Below are 16,379 nucleotides of genomic sequence, written 5' to 3'. Positions count from 1 at the left end.
ATGTGCAGGTGCCTTTCGGTTGTCGGGATGCCACCCCTGCGGCGGCGTCCCCACTCTCGGGGAGCCGCGGCGCGGTGGGTACCTCTGACGTCCGAGGGTGCTCAGCCGGCGTCGGGCGTGTACAACTCGAGGTAGTGCGCGACGCTGTCGGCGTAGGGCCGCAGCTGCTCCGGCGGCGACCCGGCCCACTCGTTGACCCGTTCGTCGGAGCTGCGGTGTGCCAGCGCCAGGTTGACCTGGTGCCCGCCGGGCAGGTCGGCGGACACCCGTGGCGCGACGAAGCACAGGTAGCGGCCGAGCGCGGGGATCGACGTCTCGGGCGGGAACGGGGGCTGTGGTTCGCCGCCGTCGGGGCGTTCGGCGTCGGTGACCCAGTAGTAGAGCACGTGACCGCTCCAGCGGGCGATGCCGTACTCGTCGTTGGCCGGGTCGGCCAGCTCGGCATCGAAGTCGCTCTCCGTCTTGAGCATCGCCGCGATGAGCGCGGGGGTGACCGAGGGCTCGTCGCACGCGCCGGCGGCGTCGACGATGAGCCGGCGGAACTCGACCGGGACGCCGGCCTCGGTGCTGAGCACGTCCGCCCCGTACCTGGCGGGATCGGCGGACGCGGGCTCGTCGGCGGCGAGCGCCGACCAGGCGACGGCGCCGCCGCCGACCACCGCGGCCGTCGCGGCGGCCACCCCGAACCGGCGCCGCCACCGAGGCGGGCGCAGCCGGGGCAGCCGGGGTGAGCGTTCGGCGCCGGCGGCGGCCTCGGCCCGGCGCAGCACCGACTCGGCGTCGTGCCGGGACCGTGCGACGTGGCCGGGGGCGAGGCAGTCGGTGATCAGCCGCCGCCACGGCTCGGTCAGGGCGGGTGCGAGCCGCAGGTCGTCGTCGCCTTGGGCGTAGCGGACGGCGGCGTCGCGGCGGGCGGCCGGGCTACTGCCGGGGAACGGGTACCCGCCGGAGAGGACGAGGTGCGCGAGCACGCCGAACGACCAGACGTCGGCGCTGGGCCGGACCTGCTGGCCGCGCTCGGTGACGTCGGCCCAGAGCAGCTCCGGCGCCGCGAAGTCGGGCGAGGCGAACAGCGGCGCGTAGGCGTGGGTGCCCTCGAGCTCGGCGGCCAGGTTGAAGTCGGCCAGCCGCGCCGACCCGTCGGCCATGACCAGCACGTTCGCCGGCTTCAGGTCGCCGTGCACCCAGCCGGCCCGGTGCAGCTGGGCCAGGCCCTCGGCGATCTGCGCCAGCAGCGCCGGGCCGCCGTCCAAGGGCTCGCCCGCCGCCAGCAGGCGGTCCAGCGACGTCTGGGCCCGTTCGAGGACGAGCACCGTGGCGCCGTCCAGCTCCGGCCGCGCGCCGTCGTCGACCGTCAGCGTCTCGTACATGCGGATCAGCCGCGGCCGGCGCAGCCTGCGCAGCACGTCGATCTCGCGCTCGATGAGGTCCTGCAGGTGACGCAGTTGCCGTGGCGTCCGGGTCCCCGTGGGCAGGAACTTGAGCGCGGCCTCGGCGGGCAGGTCGCCGGTCGCGTCGCCGGCCCTCCGGGCGGCGTAGACGCTGCCGAACGCGCCGGAGGCGAGCGGCCGGCGCACCTCCCAAGCGCCGACGCGGTAGCCCTCCGGCACCGTGACCGTGAACGGCCCGGTGGTCACGTCGTGACGCCTTCGAGCAGGGCGAGATCGTCCTCGCCGACGAGGTCGAAGCGCACCGCGAGCGCGGCGACGGCGTCCTTCTTGCCGTGCATGCGCCCGCCGCAGGCCACCTCGTCGGGTCCGGCCTTCAGGCGCAGCTTCGTCGCGAGGTAGTCGATGTTCCACTGGATCGTGGTGCGGTTCGCGGCCGGCCAGACCGGGTGCAGCCGCTGCGCGACCTGGTCGACGGTCGGCGTGGCGGCGAGGGCGTCGCCGCGCAGGCGTGGCTCGCACAGCGCCGCCAGGACCAGGAAGTAGCGCTTGCTCCGGTCGAGCGGGAACGCCGCCGTGGTTGCCTGGCCGGACACCGGCGTCAGCTGGTCGTGGTAGTCGTGGCGTGGCGCCCACACGTCGACGACGCGCAGCAGGTCGTCGGCGGCGGGCAGCACCAGCCGCGAGAACTCGAACGGGATCGGCGCGTCCAGGCGGCCCGGCGCCACCTTGACGTGTTCGCCGGCGCCCTCGGGGTTCTCGACCACGTAGGTCTGGCGCCCGCTGAGGTTGCTCAGCTTCCAGAACGCGCCTTCGGCGGCGATGCGCCCGGCCCGGCGCGACACGCCGTCGTGCGCGACGGTGACGTGTGCCTCGCCGGGCCGCTCCGGTGGCCGCTCGCGGCCGAACGACACCGACTGCCCGGGCGCCAGCCGCAGCTGCTCGCCGTCGGCGGGCACGACGATGATGCTGAACGCGTGGTGGTCCGGCGCATGATCCATAGGTGCTCCATGGTGGCACGGCGGCACATCGTCGTCAGGTGCTCGACCTGCGGAAACGACCACCTGAGCGCAGGAATGAAGCCGCGGTGAAGCCGCGGTGAAGACACGGCCGGACATGATCGTCCGACTCCGACGAGAGAGGACCCTGCCGTGGTCACCAGCCGCATCCTCACCCGTGTCGCCTCAGTGCTGGTCCTCGCGACCGCGCTGGCCTCAGCCCCGGTCGCCGGCCACGCCGACGACGCGGCGCCCGACTCCCGCCCACCGGCCGTGATCTTCGACTCCGACATGGACTTCGACGACGCGGCGACGCTGGCCTACCTGGCCCAGGAGGACCGGCTCGGCCGCATCGACCTGCGCGCCGTCACCGTGACGAACAACGGCAACGGCCTGCCGGGCCGGGCCATCCGGCACGCCCGCTGCCTGCTGGAGCGGCTCGGGCTGGACGACGTCCCGGTGGCAGACGGATCCAGCACCGCGCCCAACGCGTTCCCGGCCGAACTGCGCCAGACCTTCGACCGGGTCTTCGAGGACGTCCTCGCCGGCTGCACCGCGAGCGAGGCGCCGTCCCGGATCCGCGCGTCCGAGCTGATCCGCTGGATCGTGGCCCTGGACCCGGCCGCCCACGTGATCGCGACCGGCCCGCTGTCCAACGTCGCCGCGGCCCGGCTGGACCCGCACCGCGTCACCTCGATGGGCGGCGCCGTGCGGGTCGGCGGCAACCTGTGCTGCGGCACGCCGCCCGAGTTCGACGGAAGCCAGGAGTTCAACTACTGGATCGACCCACCCGCCTCCCGGGCGGCGCTGCGCAGCCTGGCCCGGCTGGTCCCCCTCGACGCCACCAACGACGTGCCGATCACCCCGCAGTTCGTCCAGCGACTGGGCGCCGAAGGCCGCACCACCGCCGCCGGCATCGTGTTCGGGCTGGTCAGCCACCCCGAGGTGGCGCCGCTCATCGACGCCGGAATCATGTCCTGGTGGGACCCGCTGACCGCGATGAGCGTCATCCACCGCGGCATCGTCAGCTTCGAGACGGGACGCCTCGACGTCGTCACCACCGGCCCGCAGGCGGGGCGCACCGTGCTCTCCCCGACCGGCCGGACGGTCGTGTTCGCCAACGCGGCGAACGCCGCCGACTTCGAGCAGCTCTTCCTGACCACCCTCAACGGCGGCCGCTGACCCCGAGCCCGGCGCTGTCACAAACCCGGGAGCTGTCTCGTCCTGGGTACCGACGGCCTCGAGCAGGGAGTGGACATGAACGTCGCGCTGTGGATCTGCGCCGGAATCCTGGCCTTCGCGTGCCTGGTCAGCAGCGCCAAACTGGTCGTGCCCCGGGAGAAGATGGCCGCGACGGGTTCGTTCGCCCACTGGGTCATGGACTTCAGTCCCGGCGCGCTGAAGGCCATCGGAACCGCCGAACTGCTGGCGGCCGCCGGCCTGATCCTGCCCGCCGTGCTCGACGTCGCGCCGGTGCTGGTGCCGCTGGCCGCCACCGGACTCGTCCTGCTGTTCACCGGCGCGGTGACCATGCGGCTGCGCCGGGGCGAGCGGGCGACGATCACCGGCGACGTGGTCTACCTCGGGCTGGCGGTCTTCGTCGCCTGGGGCCGCTTCGGCCCCGAGTCGTTCACCGCCTGACCGCCGGCGTCCGTCCCGATCACCTGCGATGGCGTGCTCCCCGCCCCGAGCCGGGGAGCACGCCATCGTTCTCGGTGGTGCGCCGGCTCAGTCGCCGGTGACGGACGATCCCGTCAGGTGACGGCGGCCGCGTCGCACCGCGACACCGGCGGCGCCGGCGAGCAGGACGATCCCGCCGAGCAGAGCCACCGTGCCGGCGTCGGTGCCGGTGTCCGGCAGCGACGGGTCCTCGTCCGGCGTGGACGGGGTGTCGTCCGGCGGCGACGGGGTGTCGGCGTCCGGCATGGTGTGCTCGGTCCGGCAGTCGGGGTTGCCGTCGGCCGCCTCGACACAGACACCGCGGTCGTCGTCGGTGCTGACCACGTTGCGCAGCAGCCCGTCGCCGTGGTCGGTGACGGTGACCGAGTAGGTGATCGTCACCGTCTGGCCGACGGCCAGGTCGCCGTCCCACCGCAGCGTGGTGCCGTCCCGGCTCACCTCACCCGACGACGCCACGGCGTCGTCGTTGTAGGTGGCGTCGTCGGCCACCTGCGACAGGTCGTCCTCGACCCAGGCGCCGTCCACGGCCGCCGCGCCGACCTGGGTCACGGTGATCGTGTAGGTGATCTTGTCGCCCACCTCGACCTCCGAGCCCGGCTCCGGGTCCGACGTCTTGGCGTAGGTGTACTCGCCCTGACGGTGGTCGGTGGTGCAGCCCTCGTTGCCGTCCTCGGCGGGCACGCACACGCCCTCGTCGGCCGGGTCGGTGACGACGTTCACCAGCTCGTCGTCACCTTCGCCGACGGCATTGGCCGTCACCGAGTAGGTCAGCGTGACGACCTGCCCCACCTCGAGGTCACCGGTCCAGGTCAGCGTCGGCTCCTCGTAGGACACCTCGCCCGAGTCGGCCACCGCGTCGTCGTTCCACACGGCGTCGTCCAGGACGGCCGAGAGGTCGTCCTCGACGGTGGCGCCCTCGACCGGCGCGGCGCCGACCTGGCTGATGAGCACGGTGTAGGTGATCACGCCGTCCTCGGCGACGACCGAGCCCGGAACCGGGTCCGACGTCTTGGAGAAGGTGTACGAGCCGTTGACGTGCTCGGTGACGCAGGCCTCGTTCTGGCCCTCCACCGGCACGCACTTGTCCGGGTCGGCCGGGGTGACCACGTTCCTCAGGTGCCGGTCGCCCTCGGCGGTCACGGTCACCGAGTAGGTCACCGTCACCTCCTCGCCCACGGCGAGCGGACCCGACCAGGACAGCGTCGGCTCCTCGTAGGCCGGATCGGGACCGGAGGACGCGACGGCGTCGTCGTTCCAGGTGGCGTCGTCGAGGACCTGCGTGAGGTCGTCCTCGAACCCGGCCTGCTCCACCGGGCCGATGCCGAACTGCCGGACGGTCACCGTGTAGGTGACGGTGTCGCCCACCTCCACCTCGGACCCGTCGACCGGATCGGAGGTCTTGAGGACCTGGTAGTCGCCCATGACGTGGTCGGTCTCGCAGTTCGGGTTCTCGTCCGGCGCCGGCACGCAGATCCCGGGGAAGCAGTCCGGGTCGTCCGGCTCGCAGATCGACGTGACGACGTTGTGCAGCTGGTCGTCGCCCTCGCCGATCGCGGTCGCCGTGACCGAGTACGTCAGCGTGACCACGTCGCCCACGGCCAGATCGCCGTCCCAGCGCAGCGTCGGCTCGGTGTACGTCACCGTCCCCGACGTCGCCGCGGCGTCGTCGTTCCAGCCTGCGTCGTCCAGCACCGCCGTCAGGTCGTCGATGACGAACGCGCCGGCCACGGCGCCCTCGCCGCGCTGCTCGATCAGCACCGTGTAGGTGATGACCTCGCCCACCTGCACCGACGAGCCGGGCACCGGGTCCGCCGTCTTGGAGTACTCGTACCAGCCCACCACGATCGGCGGCGGCTCGCACGGGTTCTCCTCGCCCTCGACCGCGTCGGGACACCCGACCGACCACACCGAGTTGTCCACGATGGTGTCGGCGCCGTCGGCCTCCAGCCCGGCGACGTCCTTGACGGTCACCGTGTAGGTGATGGTCGCGACCTCGCCGACCGGGATGACGCCCTCCCACGACAGCACGCCGTCGGCGTAGGCGACGGTGCCGATGTCGGCGACCGCGTCGTCGTTGTAGACCGCGTCGTCCAGCACGTCCTCCAGCGTGTCGGTGAACGAGCCGGCGGCCGGGACCGGACCCTCCTGGGTGACGGTGATCGTGTAGGTGATGGTGTCGCCCGGCCGTACCGTCGACCCCGGCGCCGGATCCGATGTCTTCGCCACCGAGTAGTCCGACACGTAGAGCGCCGCCGAGGTGCGCATCACCAGCTCGGTGTGCTCGGCCCGCGCCTGCGCCCGGTTGACGTACACGTCCTGCGGCTGCGCGCCGTTCGTGGTGATCGGCACCTGGAACGAGAACGACCCGCCGGACAGCAGCTCACCGCCGATCACCCGGATCGCGGTCGGGTTCTCCGGCCGGGTGGTGGTCCAGCCGGCGGTGTTGCCCGACGGGTCGCCGGCGGCGCCGTTGGACGCGTCGGCCGGATCGTCGGTCAGCGTCGCCGGGTCGGCGTCGGTGTAGTACACCGTCCCGCCGTCGGGCAGCACGACCTCGTCCAGCGTGTAGGTGCCGGAGAACGAGGTGCCGCGCTGGTCGCCGTTGTACGGGAGGATGTCGATCGTGTCGGTGAACGCCTGCGGCAGCGGGTCGAACGACTCGATCGTCACCGTCCACGAGCCCGAGCCCACGCCGTCGCCGTTCCCGTTCGGGATGTACTCGACGTCCGACGTCTTGAGGATCGTGGTGTAGCCGTCCGTCGAGACCGCCACCTGAGCGTCGTCGTCGACGCTGATGTCGCCGTACGTCGCCTCGACCGTGTTGGTGAGCTGCGTCCCCGGCTCGACCGACGAGTCGGCGACGGCCTGATAGGTGAGCTCGTTCGGCTCGTTGGTGGCCACGCCGTCCAGTACCCAGGTCAGCACGGTCCGGCCCGAGTCGTCGGTCGTCACCGCGGGCTCGGGCTCCGCCGACCCCTCCACGTACGTCATGCCGGGAGGCAGGGTGTCGACGAGCCGGTAGCCGTCGACCGCCGGCGGGATCGCGCCGGTGCCGTTGGCCGAGTAGGTCAGCGTGAAGCCGACCGGCACGCCGGGCTTGATGACGCTCTGGTCGGCGGTCTTCGTCACCGCCGGGGTGGCGCCGATGACGTAGAGGACGTCGCGGCCGGAGCCGATGTACGGGTAGCGCATCCCCGGCGTGCGCGGGCCGCTGCCGTCGGCCGGATCGAGCGTCCGGCTCGGCCGGGACCACTCCCCGTTGATCGCCAGCTCACCGAATTCCCAGATGTCCTGCCCGACCGGCGCGTCGTCGTTCACGACGAAGTGCACCTGCAGCGGCACGTTGGCCGTCCCGGCGACCGCGGAGAACGGGTAGGTCGCCCGCACCGCCTTCACCGTGGAGAGGTCGCCCGGCTCGGTCGTCGTCCACCCGCCGGGATCGGTGGCGCAGGTGAAGGCGTTCGGGTCGTAGCCGCCGCTGCCGGGGGTCACCGACGCCTCGGCGCCCACGTAGTACTCGACGGTCGCGCCGTCGACCGAGGGGCCGCCCCAGCTCGTCCAGAGGTCGTAGTCGGTGAAGGTCACGTAGGCCGAGTCGAGGATGACGCACTGACTGATGACGTCGGCGGGCGCGTAGTCGCCGGTGCCGAGGCTGTGGACCGTCGTGGCGTCGACCACCGTTCCGGGCGAGGCCTTGAACTGGTTGCTCCACCACGACGGCACCTCGACCCCCGAGTAGTTCGGCCGGTAGGCGTTGCTCCAGCCGCCGCGGGTCCAGGTCTTGTTCGACACGTTGTTCGACGCGTCGTCCTCGGACGTCTCACCGGCCGGCGACGTGTAGACCGGGGCATCCGACGTCAGGGTGATGCTGTCGTTCTGGACGCCGGAGACGCGGAACCAGACCGAACCGCTGGCCACGGCCTGCGTGTCGGACGGCAACGGCCGCCCGGTCGAGTCGTGGGTCGGCACCTGTACCCGCGAGTAGTCGATCCCGGTCAACGTCAGCGTGAACGTGTCCGGCGCGGTCTGCGTCAGGGTGCAGCCGTCGACGAACGGCGCCGTCTGCTCGGCGGCATGGGTGTCGTCGGACCACGGATGCCCGATCGCCCCGGCCGGGCCTCCGGCGGCGCCGCCGGCGAAGGCCGAGCAGGCGTTCGGCCCGACCGCCAGCGCCGCCCCCGTGCCGGTGCTGGTCGTGAGGGTGTAAGTGACGGAGTCCGGCCCCGGATCGCTCCCCGCTCCCAGGAACAGCGTCCACTGGAGGTCGAGGTCGACGACGTCGCCCGCGTCGTCGTAGGCGACACCGGCGGTGGACGAGCCCCAGGCGATGTCCATCCGGAACGGGTTGTCGATCGGGATCGGCGGGACCTCGGCGGTGAGCCCGTCGATGGTGCCGATCGCGCTCACCTCGTCGCCGGTCTCGCCGTCGGCCTCGATGCCCGTCTGGACGACGACAGCGGTGCCCTCACGATGGGTGCCGAGGTTGCACAGCAGGGTGCGGCGATCCGCCGAGATCTCCGACACCGGGTCGACGTCACTGGTGAGGCAGGCCTCGGGAACGGCATCGAAGAGACCGTGTTCCAGCGTGACGGTGAAAGCGACGTTGTCGACGTCCTCATTGCCGGGCGCCGCTTCGTCGTCATTGACATTCACCCGCCATTCGGCGACCACCGGAGAACCCGAGGCGACGACGTCCGGTGGGTCGATCCATCGGCCGGTGATCTCGTACACCGTCGCGGCCGCGGCCACCCCCGTACTCGCGATCGCCATGCCGGTCGACGACACCACCATGACCAGCGTGGCCGCGAGGCCACGGCGCAAGCGCCGCCGCCGTGCACGGTCTGTTCCACGTGTATCTGACTTGATCGGTCCTGCGGACACAGTGCCTCCCCACCCACTACGAAAAAACCGAACGCATTGCCCCCCGGCAACCCGTCGAAACGCGCCGTCGTGCATTTACGGCCGGCCCGGATCAACGGCGCCCAGCCTTACAGGCAGCCCCTCCGCACCGCAGGAATGCAGCGCAATTGCACGGCTCGGGCGAGGGTGTTTCTGGGTTGAGAACCAGGGTGAATGAGGGTGAGGAATGGGTGAGTTCATTCATCCGTTCGGCCGACTTCGCCGCGAGGGGCGCCCGTAGCTGATACCTCATTGACCACGACGTCGAGCTGGGCTCACCCCGGCTCACCCCGCCTGGCCGGCCGGATCCGGATACAGTCGGCTCGACCCCATCGACCCCGATCGTGAGGTACGACGTGAGTGCCCGAGAACTCGCCGAGATCGTCGCCGACGGCCGGTGGGACGATTTCGCGACACTGTGCGACAACGCGTTCTTCCGCATGTCGCTGACCTGCCCCGCGGAGCTCCAGGACACCCTCGAGTCGGCGCCGGAAGAATGGATCCGGCGGCACCCCCGGCAGTACTACGCCCGCGCGGGATTGCGGGCCATCAACAAGCGCTTCTCCGTCTTCGAGACCGAGCCGCTCGAGGTGTTCACGGCGTGGGTCGCCGAACAGGATCCGGTGCTGACCCGCGACGCCGTCACGCTCCTGATCGCGCAGCTGCAGTACCGGCGCTTCATGGGCCAGTTCGACGAGGCCCTGGAGGTCGCCCGGCAGGTCGAGGAGGCGATCGAGACCTCGACCGACTACGTCGACTTCGACGACTTCGTCGCCTGCATGTTCTTCCCGATCGGGGCGACCAGGCTGATGACCGGCGATCTCGCGGGCGGCATCGCCTCGTTCAGCTCCGCGCTGCGCTGGAGCCGGCACTGGCGGCCGCACCCGGCGGAGCGGCACGCCCGCAACTACCTCGCCACCACCCTGGCCCTGGCCGGCGACTACCGGGCCGCCGCCGAGCTCGTCGACCTCGACCAGCCGGTGCGACAGTCAGAGCCGGGCACCCTCGCCTTCCTGTACGAGTGCGGCGGCGCCTTCGGCCCGGCGCTGATCGCGCTCGGCGCGCACGACCGCGAGCGGGCGGCGGCCGCGCTGGACCAGCTCGACGACGCGGCCAGGACCGACGAGTTCTGGTGGCTCGGGGTGCACGCCCAGGCACTCTGGCAGCTGCACTGGGGCGAGCCGCAGGAGGCCGCCGCGCTGATCGAGCGCTCGCTGCTCACGTTCCGCCAGCTCGCGCCGGCCGGGTCGATGGCACATACCCTGCTCGTCAGCGATCTCGCCGACACCTACCAGGCGCTCGGCCTGATCGATCGCGCCATGAACCTGCTCGACCAGCCCGGCATCGCCGCCGACACGCCCTGGACGCTCATGTCGCGGGCGCGCCTGCACAACCTCACCGGAAACCCGCGCGCCGCGCTGGAGCTGCTCGGCACCGACGGCGTCCGCACGGCGTTCCTCCCCACCCCGGCGTCGTGGCACCTCATCCGGGCCAACGCCCACCACCTCCTGCAGAACGACGACCGGGCGAACGAGGCGCTCGGCAACGCGGCCGTCGCCATCACCAAGCTCGGCGACCGCCTCGCCTTCGCCGAATGCGCCGCCGACCTGCGCGACCGCCTCGCCGCCCTCGTCGACGATCCGCCGGACACTCGGGCGCTCTACCGGCACCAGCGCGCGGCCGCGCTCACCCGTCGCGAGCTGGAGGTGCTGCTCGCCCTCCGCACCAAGACCTCGGTCCGCGACATCTCCCAGCAGCTGTTCCTGTCGCCGAACACGATCAAGACCCACCTGCGCAACCTCTATCGCAAGCTCGGGGTCAACACCCGCGAGGAAGCCTTGCAGGCCACGCGCAAGCTGGAGTTCTGACAGCGGCCGGCCGTCGCCGACCCCGGCTTGCGGCTACGGCTTCAGCTTGTCCGGCAGCACCTTGTGAGTGCCGTCGCACCACGGCTGCCCGGCGGACCTGCCGCACCGGCAGACGGGCTGACGGGGCGGGTGGTGCGGTGCGGCCGGCCGTCGGCGTCGGCGACGACGTGCTCGCCGCGCAGCAGCAGCGGCCCGCCGGGGCAGACGATGACATCGGGGTGCTCGATGCGGTCCGTCACGCCGCCACGCCCCGGTCCGCGAGCCAGCGCCGGGCGAACCGGTCCTCCAGCCCGAGGCAGGTCAGCGCGCCGAACACCACCTCCGGGGCCTGGGCCGGGCTCCTCGGCGACCAGCGCGCCGCAGATGGTGCGGACGGCGAGCTGTTCGTGCACGGCATCGGCCTCGACGTGCTCGTCGTAATAGGCGATCATCTCGGCCGGGAGCCCGAGCCGGTCGAGCCCCTGCGCCATCCGCCGCGACGGCAGCGAGCTGGTCGCCTCGAACGCCGCCAGATGGCCGAGCGCCGCGCCGTGCAGCCGGCGATGCAGCCCGAACAGCGACATCGCGTTGTTCTGCGCCAGCACCTCGACCGGGACGTCGTCGATGTACGCGCCGTAGTCCGAGCGCAGGCCGGTGGCGTCGAGGCCGCGGACGAACAAGTTCGAGTGGAGCCGGTTCGGGTCGCCGCAGCCATACTCGTCGTACTGCAACTCCATCAGCGCCGCCTTCGGCCCAGTGCTCAGCCGCGGCACCACCCACGCCGTCGGGTCGGCCTCCTTGAGGTGGTAGATCGTGCGATGACGCAACAATTCCAGCGTCTGCTCGACGGTGGCGTCGCGCTGCACGAACGACGCGACGGAAGCGCCGTCGAACCCGTCGATCAGCTCGAACAGGGCGTCGGCGAACGGCTCGGCGAGCTCGGGCGGCGGGAACGACTCGCGCAGCTCCGCCTCGAACCGGCGTTCCAGGGTCCGGCGCAGCGTCAGCAGCTCCGGCTCCCATTCCAGTTCGTCGCCGACGTCCTCGAAGCCCTGGTAGGACAGTTCGTACAGCATCCAGAGACTCAGCTGCCGGTCGGCGTCGTCGGTGGCCGGGAGGGCGGCGAGCCCGGCCACCGACGTCCCCTCGTGCAGGCCGGCCGTCAGTGCCTCGCCGAGCTCGCCCCGTGCCTTCGGTATCAGCATGTCGGGCCAGTACCCGTGCACCAGCGCGGGATGCGCCGTCAGCGCGGCGTGACCGCGGGAGCGATCCGGGCACGCAGCTGGCCGAGGATGCGTGTCAGCAGCCGCGACACCTGCATCTGCGTCACGCCCAGCTCCTCGCCGATCTCCTGCTGCGTCAGCCCTTTGAAGAAGCGCAGGTACAGGATGCGGCGGTCGCGTGGCTTCAGCTCCCGGCAGGCCGGGCCCAGCACCGTCACCGCATCGGCGCGGGCGAAGCCGTCGTCGTCCTGACCCAGCGCCTCGGCGAGCGGGGTGTCGTCGTCGCTCATGCGGTAGTCGATGGACGCGGCGGTGAAGCACTCGCGCGAGGCGTCGGCCTCGCGGACGTCCTCGACCCCGATCCCGAGATGCCCGGCCAGCTCCGACGCCGTCGGCGCCCGGCCGTGGTCCTGCGACAGCTCCGTCCGGGCCGCCGTCACCGCCGACGCCAGCTCCTGCACCCGCCGCGGCGGCCGCACCGTCCACCCGTGGTCGCGGAAGTACCGCTTCACCTCACCGCTGATCGTCGGTACCGCGAACGAGACGAAGTCCTTGCCGCGGCCCGGGTCGAACCGGCGCACCGCGTTCACCAGCCCGAGGTTGGCCACCTGCAGCAGGTCGTCACGCTCGACGCCGCGCCAGTAGTAGCGCCGCGCGATCGACTCGGCCAAGCCGAGGTTGAGCACGACGGCCTCGTCCAGCAGCCGCAGCCGCTCACCGCCCCGGGCGCTCGCCGAGCGCTCCAGCAGGTCCATCGTCAGTCGTTCGTGGTCGTTCTGGTTCTGGTTCTGGTGTCGAATGCCGTGCGTCGCAGGTGCCTGGCGCATGAGATGCACCTCTCCAGATATGGAGCGGACGTGGCGGAATTCTTGACCACGCTCGTCCACCGAACCACGGTGACCGGCTCGCAATCAAGCCCAACTGAACAGAAAGGTCCGTCTACCCCCTCCGGAGGGCTGGGGACGGCCCCCTGCGGGTCACCTCCTGCGCTGGTCACACGGGCATCCACCTGCGGCGACGCGACTTGCGCGACCTCGCTGGCACAGGACGCCGACCCGTCGCGCGCCAGCCCGCCCTGTACGGACCAGCGCCCTCGAACACAGCGGATCCGGCAGGGCCGGCCCCCGGCCTCCACGCCGGCTCGATGGGGCTCAGTCGCCCAGCAAGGTGCCGAGCGGGCCGAGGTCCAGGTCGAGGTCGTGGGCGGTCAGCCCGTACCGGCCGCGCAGCTCTGCCATCGCGGCGTCCAGCCGCAGCAGGGCCTGGCCGAGCGCCTCCACCTGATCGTCGTCGAGGTCGCCCTCGTCGACGCGGCGCAGCGCCTGCCGCTCCATCAGCTGCCGGATCAGCTCGACGACGGTGAGGACGAGCTTGAACAGGTCCCGCTCGACGGAGTCCGCGTCGGCGTCGATGCGGTCCGGCAGGATGTGCGGCGGCCGGGTCATCGCCGCTCCTCCGCCCGGATCGAGCGGATCAGCGCGTGCAGCCGCACCTCCACCAGGTCGACGCCGGCGAGGGAGACGGTGATATCACCGGACAGCACCACGCCGGTGCCGAGCAACCGGTCGAGCAGGTCGACCAGGGCGATCCGCGTGCCGTCGCGCGCCGCTGGGGCGAGCGTCACGGCTCCTCCTCCACCGTGACGAACGAGTACGCCGGCCAGGGTCCGGCCAGCTCGAACCGGCAGTCCGGGTGCCGGTGCCGCAACGCCTCCACCGTGGCGGCGAAGGCGTCGGCTCCCTCGAGCGGCACGAGGTAGGCGCCGTTCAGGCACATCGGGGTGTCGCGGCCGGTCAGCCGCTGGTCCTGCGCCGCGAGCCGGCGGGCGTCGGCGGCCTGCCGGGCCAGTTCCTCGTGCACCCGCCCGGCGACGGCGGTCGCATGGGCGAACGCGTCGCCACGGGCCGAGGCCGCCGCCTTGCGGCGGGTCAGGTACGCCGCACCCGCGCCCGGCGCGCCCGGCGCCGGCTCCGCGTCGGGGCCCGGCTCCGCCGGCTCCGGCGCGTACACCTTGACGCTCCACTCGGCCCGCCCGGCGACCTCGTCCAGCGCGCGCCGGAAACCGTCGTGCCAGCGATCCAGCCGGTCGCGGACGCCGTCGTCGTCATCGACGATGGTGCCCAGCCGCAGCGGCGCCACCGGCACCGCGCGGGCGACGCCGGCCACGACGGCGTGGTGCGCTCGCGCCGCCGCCTCCAGCCAGGCGACGTCGGCGAGGTTGCGGGCCAGCCGCTGCTCGCCGAACGCGCCGTCCGGGCCGACGTCGACGGTGCCGACGACGGCCGCGAGGCCGCGGTGGCGCACGAGGCGCACCGGTTCGTCCGCCACCCCGCGCAGCCCGCCGACGACGCCGTCGCCGGCCGTCCCCGCGATCGCGTACAGGTAGCAGGCGGTCTCACTCATCGCGCTCCTCGCCGCTGGACAGCATCGGGTCGCGACGCCACCAGTCGATGCCCATCTCCTGGGCCTTGTCGACCGACGCCACCAGGAGCCTGATCCGGATCGTCAGCAGCTCGATGTCGAGCAGGTTCACCCGGATGTCACCGGCGATCACGATCCCCTTGTCCAGCACCCGTTCCAGGACGTCGGCGAGGTTCGCCGGCTGCGGCGGCGCGGCCAGCGCCGACCCGTACGGCCGGGTGAGCGGAGCGCGTTCTCGGGCCTGCGTCATGAGTTCAGTCCTCTCTCGACGCGCCGCGGGTGTAGCGCCGCACGCGCCGGTAGCCGGTGAGGTCGCCGTCCTCGTCGAGGTCGACGGCGTACTCGGCCAGCAGGTCGGTGGAGCGCGGGATCCGCTCCAGCTCGAGCACCTCGACCCGCACCCGCCAGCCGTCGTCGGTCCGGTGGATGCCGGTGACGGCCTCGGCCGTCCGCCCGCTGAGCGTGGCCAGTTGCTCGACCGCCCGCTCGGCCGTCTCCGTCGCCTTCACAGCAACCGCCCGATCAGCTCGTCCTCCATCGCCGCGGCCTCCTCGTCCGAGAGCAGCCCGGCGGCGCGGGACTGCTCGACCTGTTCCAGTGCCCGGCGGACGGCGACGGGGTCGCGGTACTGCCGCTCGGCCTCGTCACCGACCAGCCGGGCCGCCGCGACCGCGCCGCGGACGGGCGCCAGCGGCCAGGTGACCAGGGCGGTCAGGACACCCATGGGTCGTCACCCGGCACGAAGTCGTACGGCGCGGTCGGCCCGACCAGCCGGATCCGGCCGCGCCCGGTGAGGTCGTCCGCCGCCCGTTCCACGGCCCGTTCGAAGGCGTCGCGCTGCTCGTCGGCGACCAGGAACGCGACGTCGGCGAGGTAGTCGATCTCGCCCGCCGAACGGACGTTCCAGTCGGCGGCCGCCGGGGCGAGCAGGTCGAGCAGCGCCGCGCTGTCGGCGTCGCGCTTGAGCTCCAGTGCCCGCGCGACCAGCTCACCCAGCCGGATGCGCTCGGCCCAGCTCGCCTCCACGCTCTGGTCGCGGGTGCGCTCGCGCAGCGCGGCGATGTCCGCGTACTCCGCGACGATCTCGGCCAGCACGGCCTCCTCGTCGTAGCGGGCCCGGACGATGAACTGCCGGCGACCCGCCAGTTCGTCGAGGACCGCGGCGAAGTGGTCCGCGTTCGGCGCCAGCAGCTCGGCCACGACGCCGCCGGCGTCGGACACCACGGAGCCGAACCGCACCGGGATCACCGCGCCGCCCAGCGCCAGCGTGTCCGTCACCCGGCTGTGCGCGAGCAGGTCGTCGCGCCGCCCGAACGCGCGGCCGGTGGCGACCGTCCCGGTCGCGGCGGCCACCGGGCCGTGCGCGACCAGCTCGACGCCGCGGTCGTCGATGCCGGTCAGGTCGTCCGGCACGGGCGCGCCGGCCGGCACGACGGCGTACACGTAGTACGCCGTCGGCGCGGCCGCGTGGCCCTCCATCGTTGGTGCTGCCTGCGTCGTCTTCATTCGCTCTGACTCCTCCGGCGACGAGCGCTGGCCTTCTTGGCCGGCCGCCGCCGCTCCTCGTCCTCGTCGTCGTCGCTGCTGATGGCGTCCTTGATGCCCTCGATGGCGCCGGACGTCTTGCCCTTGGCGGCCCGGTGCACGCCGTCGCCCATCAGCTCGGTGAGGTCCTTGCCGCCGTGCTCGTACAGGTCGAGCCGGTTGGTGGCCTCCGCGAAGCGCAGGTAGGTGTCGACGCTGGCGATGACGATGCGAGCGTCGATGGTCAGCAGTTCGATGCCGACCAGCGAGACGCGCACGTACGCGTCGATCACGAGGCCCTTGTCGAGAATGATGTCGATGACGTCGGCGAGGCCGCTGGGCGATGGCCGCTGCAGCTGGGCGCCGCCGGAACGTCGCTGGTTGACCATCGTCATGGCG

At 72.3% G+C, this 16,379-nt stretch carries 15 protein-coding genes and 2 pseudogenes; 3 read left to right on the top strand and 14 right to left on the bottom strand.

The window, feature by feature from the left end:
* Positions 1-101: 101 nt before the first annotated feature.
* Complete coding sequence (locus BLV02_RS31820; protein ID WP_069112073.1) at positions 102-1,637, bottom strand: protein kinase domain-containing protein; 1,536 nt, start codon at positions 1,635-1,637, stop codon at positions 102-104.
* Positions 1,634-2,389: an FHA domain-containing protein gene (locus BLV02_RS37355; protein ID WP_069112074.1), complete on the bottom strand. Its 756-nt coding sequence runs from the start codon at positions 2,387-2,389 to the stop codon at positions 1,634-1,636. The genes BLV02_RS31820 and BLV02_RS37355 overlap by 4 nt, the downstream gene beginning before the upstream one ends.
* A 150-nt stretch (positions 2,390-2,539) precedes the next feature.
* Here BLV02_RS37355 and BLV02_RS31810 point away from each other — a divergent pair, with 150 nt between their 5' ends.
* Both BLV02_RS31810 and BLV02_RS31805 read left to right on the top strand, forming a co-directional pair.
* Complete coding sequence (locus tag BLV02_RS31810; protein WP_069112075.1) at positions 2,540-3,568, top strand: nucleoside hydrolase; 1,029 nt, start codon at positions 2,540-2,542, stop codon at positions 3,566-3,568.
* Positions 3,569-3,643: 75 nt separating this feature from the next.
* Positions 3,644-4,027: a DoxX family protein gene (locus BLV02_RS31805; protein WP_069112310.1), complete on the top strand. Its 384-nt coding sequence runs from the start codon at positions 3,644-3,646 to the stop codon at positions 4,025-4,027.
* Between the two features lie 87 nt (positions 4,028-4,114).
* On the opposite strand, the gene BLV02_RS31800 is transcribed toward BLV02_RS31805, so the two are convergent.
* The gene (locus BLV02_RS31800) at positions 4,115-8,887 is read right to left on the bottom strand and encodes a DUF7927 domain-containing protein (RefSeq protein WP_069112076.1); all 4,773 of its coding nucleotides are present in this window, start codon (positions 8,885-8,887) and stop codon (positions 4,115-4,117) included.
* Positions 8,888-9,321: 434 nt separating this feature from the next.
* Between BLV02_RS31800 and BLV02_RS31795 the strand changes: the two genes are divergently transcribed.
* On the top strand, positions 9,322-10,833 hold the full coding sequence (locus BLV02_RS31795; RefSeq protein WP_069112077.1) for a helix-turn-helix domain-containing protein: 1,512 nt from the start codon (positions 9,322-9,324) through the stop codon (positions 10,831-10,833).
* A 33-nt stretch (positions 10,834-10,866) separates the two neighbouring features.
* On the opposite strand, the gene BLV02_RS38405 is transcribed toward BLV02_RS31795, so the two are convergent.
* The 11 genes and pseudogenes from BLV02_RS38405 to gvpJ all read right to left on the bottom strand — a co-directional run bounded on the left by BLV02_RS38405 (position 10,867) and on the right by gvpJ (position 16,375).
* The gene (locus BLV02_RS38405; RefSeq protein WP_342762411.1) at positions 10,867-11,037 is read right to left on the bottom strand and encodes a CDGSH iron-sulfur domain-containing protein; all 171 of its coding nucleotides are present in this window, start codon (positions 11,035-11,037) and stop codon (positions 10,867-10,869) included.
* A gap of 191 nt (positions 11,038-11,228) precedes the next feature.
* A pseudogene (locus tag BLV02_RS38400) lies at positions 11,229-11,888 on the bottom strand (iron-containing redox enzyme family protein); the annotation flags it as partial.
* A gap of 167 nt (positions 11,889-12,055) precedes the next feature.
* Positions 12,056-12,862, bottom strand: a complete 807-nt coding sequence (locus BLV02_RS31780; protein WP_069112078.1) for a SigB/SigF/SigG family RNA polymerase sigma factor — start codon at positions 12,860-12,862, stop codon at positions 12,056-12,058.
* Positions 12,863-13,186: 324 nt separating this feature from the next.
* Complete coding sequence (locus tag BLV02_RS31775; protein WP_069112079.1) at positions 13,187-13,480, bottom strand: gas vesicle protein K; 294 nt, start codon at positions 13,478-13,480, stop codon at positions 13,187-13,189.
* Positions 13,477-13,659, bottom strand: a complete 183-nt coding sequence (locus BLV02_RS31770; RefSeq protein WP_069112080.1) for a gas vesicle protein — start codon at positions 13,657-13,659, stop codon at positions 13,477-13,479. The genes BLV02_RS31775 and BLV02_RS31770 overlap by 4 nt, the downstream gene beginning before the upstream one ends.
* A complete protein-coding gene (locus BLV02_RS31765; protein WP_069112081.1) occupies positions 13,656-14,438 on the bottom strand; it encodes a GvpL/GvpF family gas vesicle protein in 783 nt (260 codons plus the stop codon). The genes BLV02_RS31770 and BLV02_RS31765 overlap by 4 nt, the downstream gene beginning before the upstream one ends.
* A pseudogene (locus BLV02_RS31760) lies at positions 14,434-14,706 on the bottom strand (gas vesicle protein); the annotation flags it as partial. The gene BLV02_RS31765 and the pseudogene BLV02_RS31760, both read right to left, overlap by 5 nt.
* A gap of 4 nt (positions 14,707-14,710) precedes the next feature.
* Positions 14,711-14,965: a gas vesicle protein GvpO gene (locus BLV02_RS31755; RefSeq protein ID WP_069112082.1), complete on the bottom strand. Its 255-nt coding sequence runs from the start codon at positions 14,963-14,965 to the stop codon at positions 14,711-14,713.
* A complete protein-coding gene (locus BLV02_RS31750; RefSeq protein WP_069112083.1) occupies positions 14,962-15,180 on the bottom strand; it encodes a gas vesicle protein GvpG in 219 nt (72 codons plus the stop codon). Before BLV02_RS31750 ends, BLV02_RS31755 begins: the two co-directional genes overlap by 4 nt.
* Complete coding sequence (locus tag BLV02_RS31745) at positions 15,168-15,962, bottom strand: GvpL/GvpF family gas vesicle protein (RefSeq protein ID WP_069112084.1); 795 nt, start codon at positions 15,960-15,962, stop codon at positions 15,168-15,170. The genes BLV02_RS31750 and BLV02_RS31745 overlap by 13 nt, the downstream gene beginning before the upstream one ends.
* On the bottom strand, positions 15,959-16,375 hold the full coding sequence (gene gvpJ / locus BLV02_RS31740; protein WP_069112085.1) for a gas vesicle protein GvpJ: 417 nt from the start codon (positions 16,373-16,375) through the stop codon (positions 15,959-15,961). The genes BLV02_RS31745 and gvpJ overlap by 4 nt, the downstream gene beginning before the upstream one ends.
* Between the last annotated feature and the right edge of the window lie 4 nt (positions 16,376-16,379).

The organism is Jiangella alba (assembly GCF_900106035.1).
Lineage (GTDB): Bacteria > Actinomycetota > Actinomycetes > Jiangellales > Jiangellaceae > Jiangella > Jiangella alba.
This window is presented reverse-complemented; position numbering and strand designations above follow the sequence as displayed.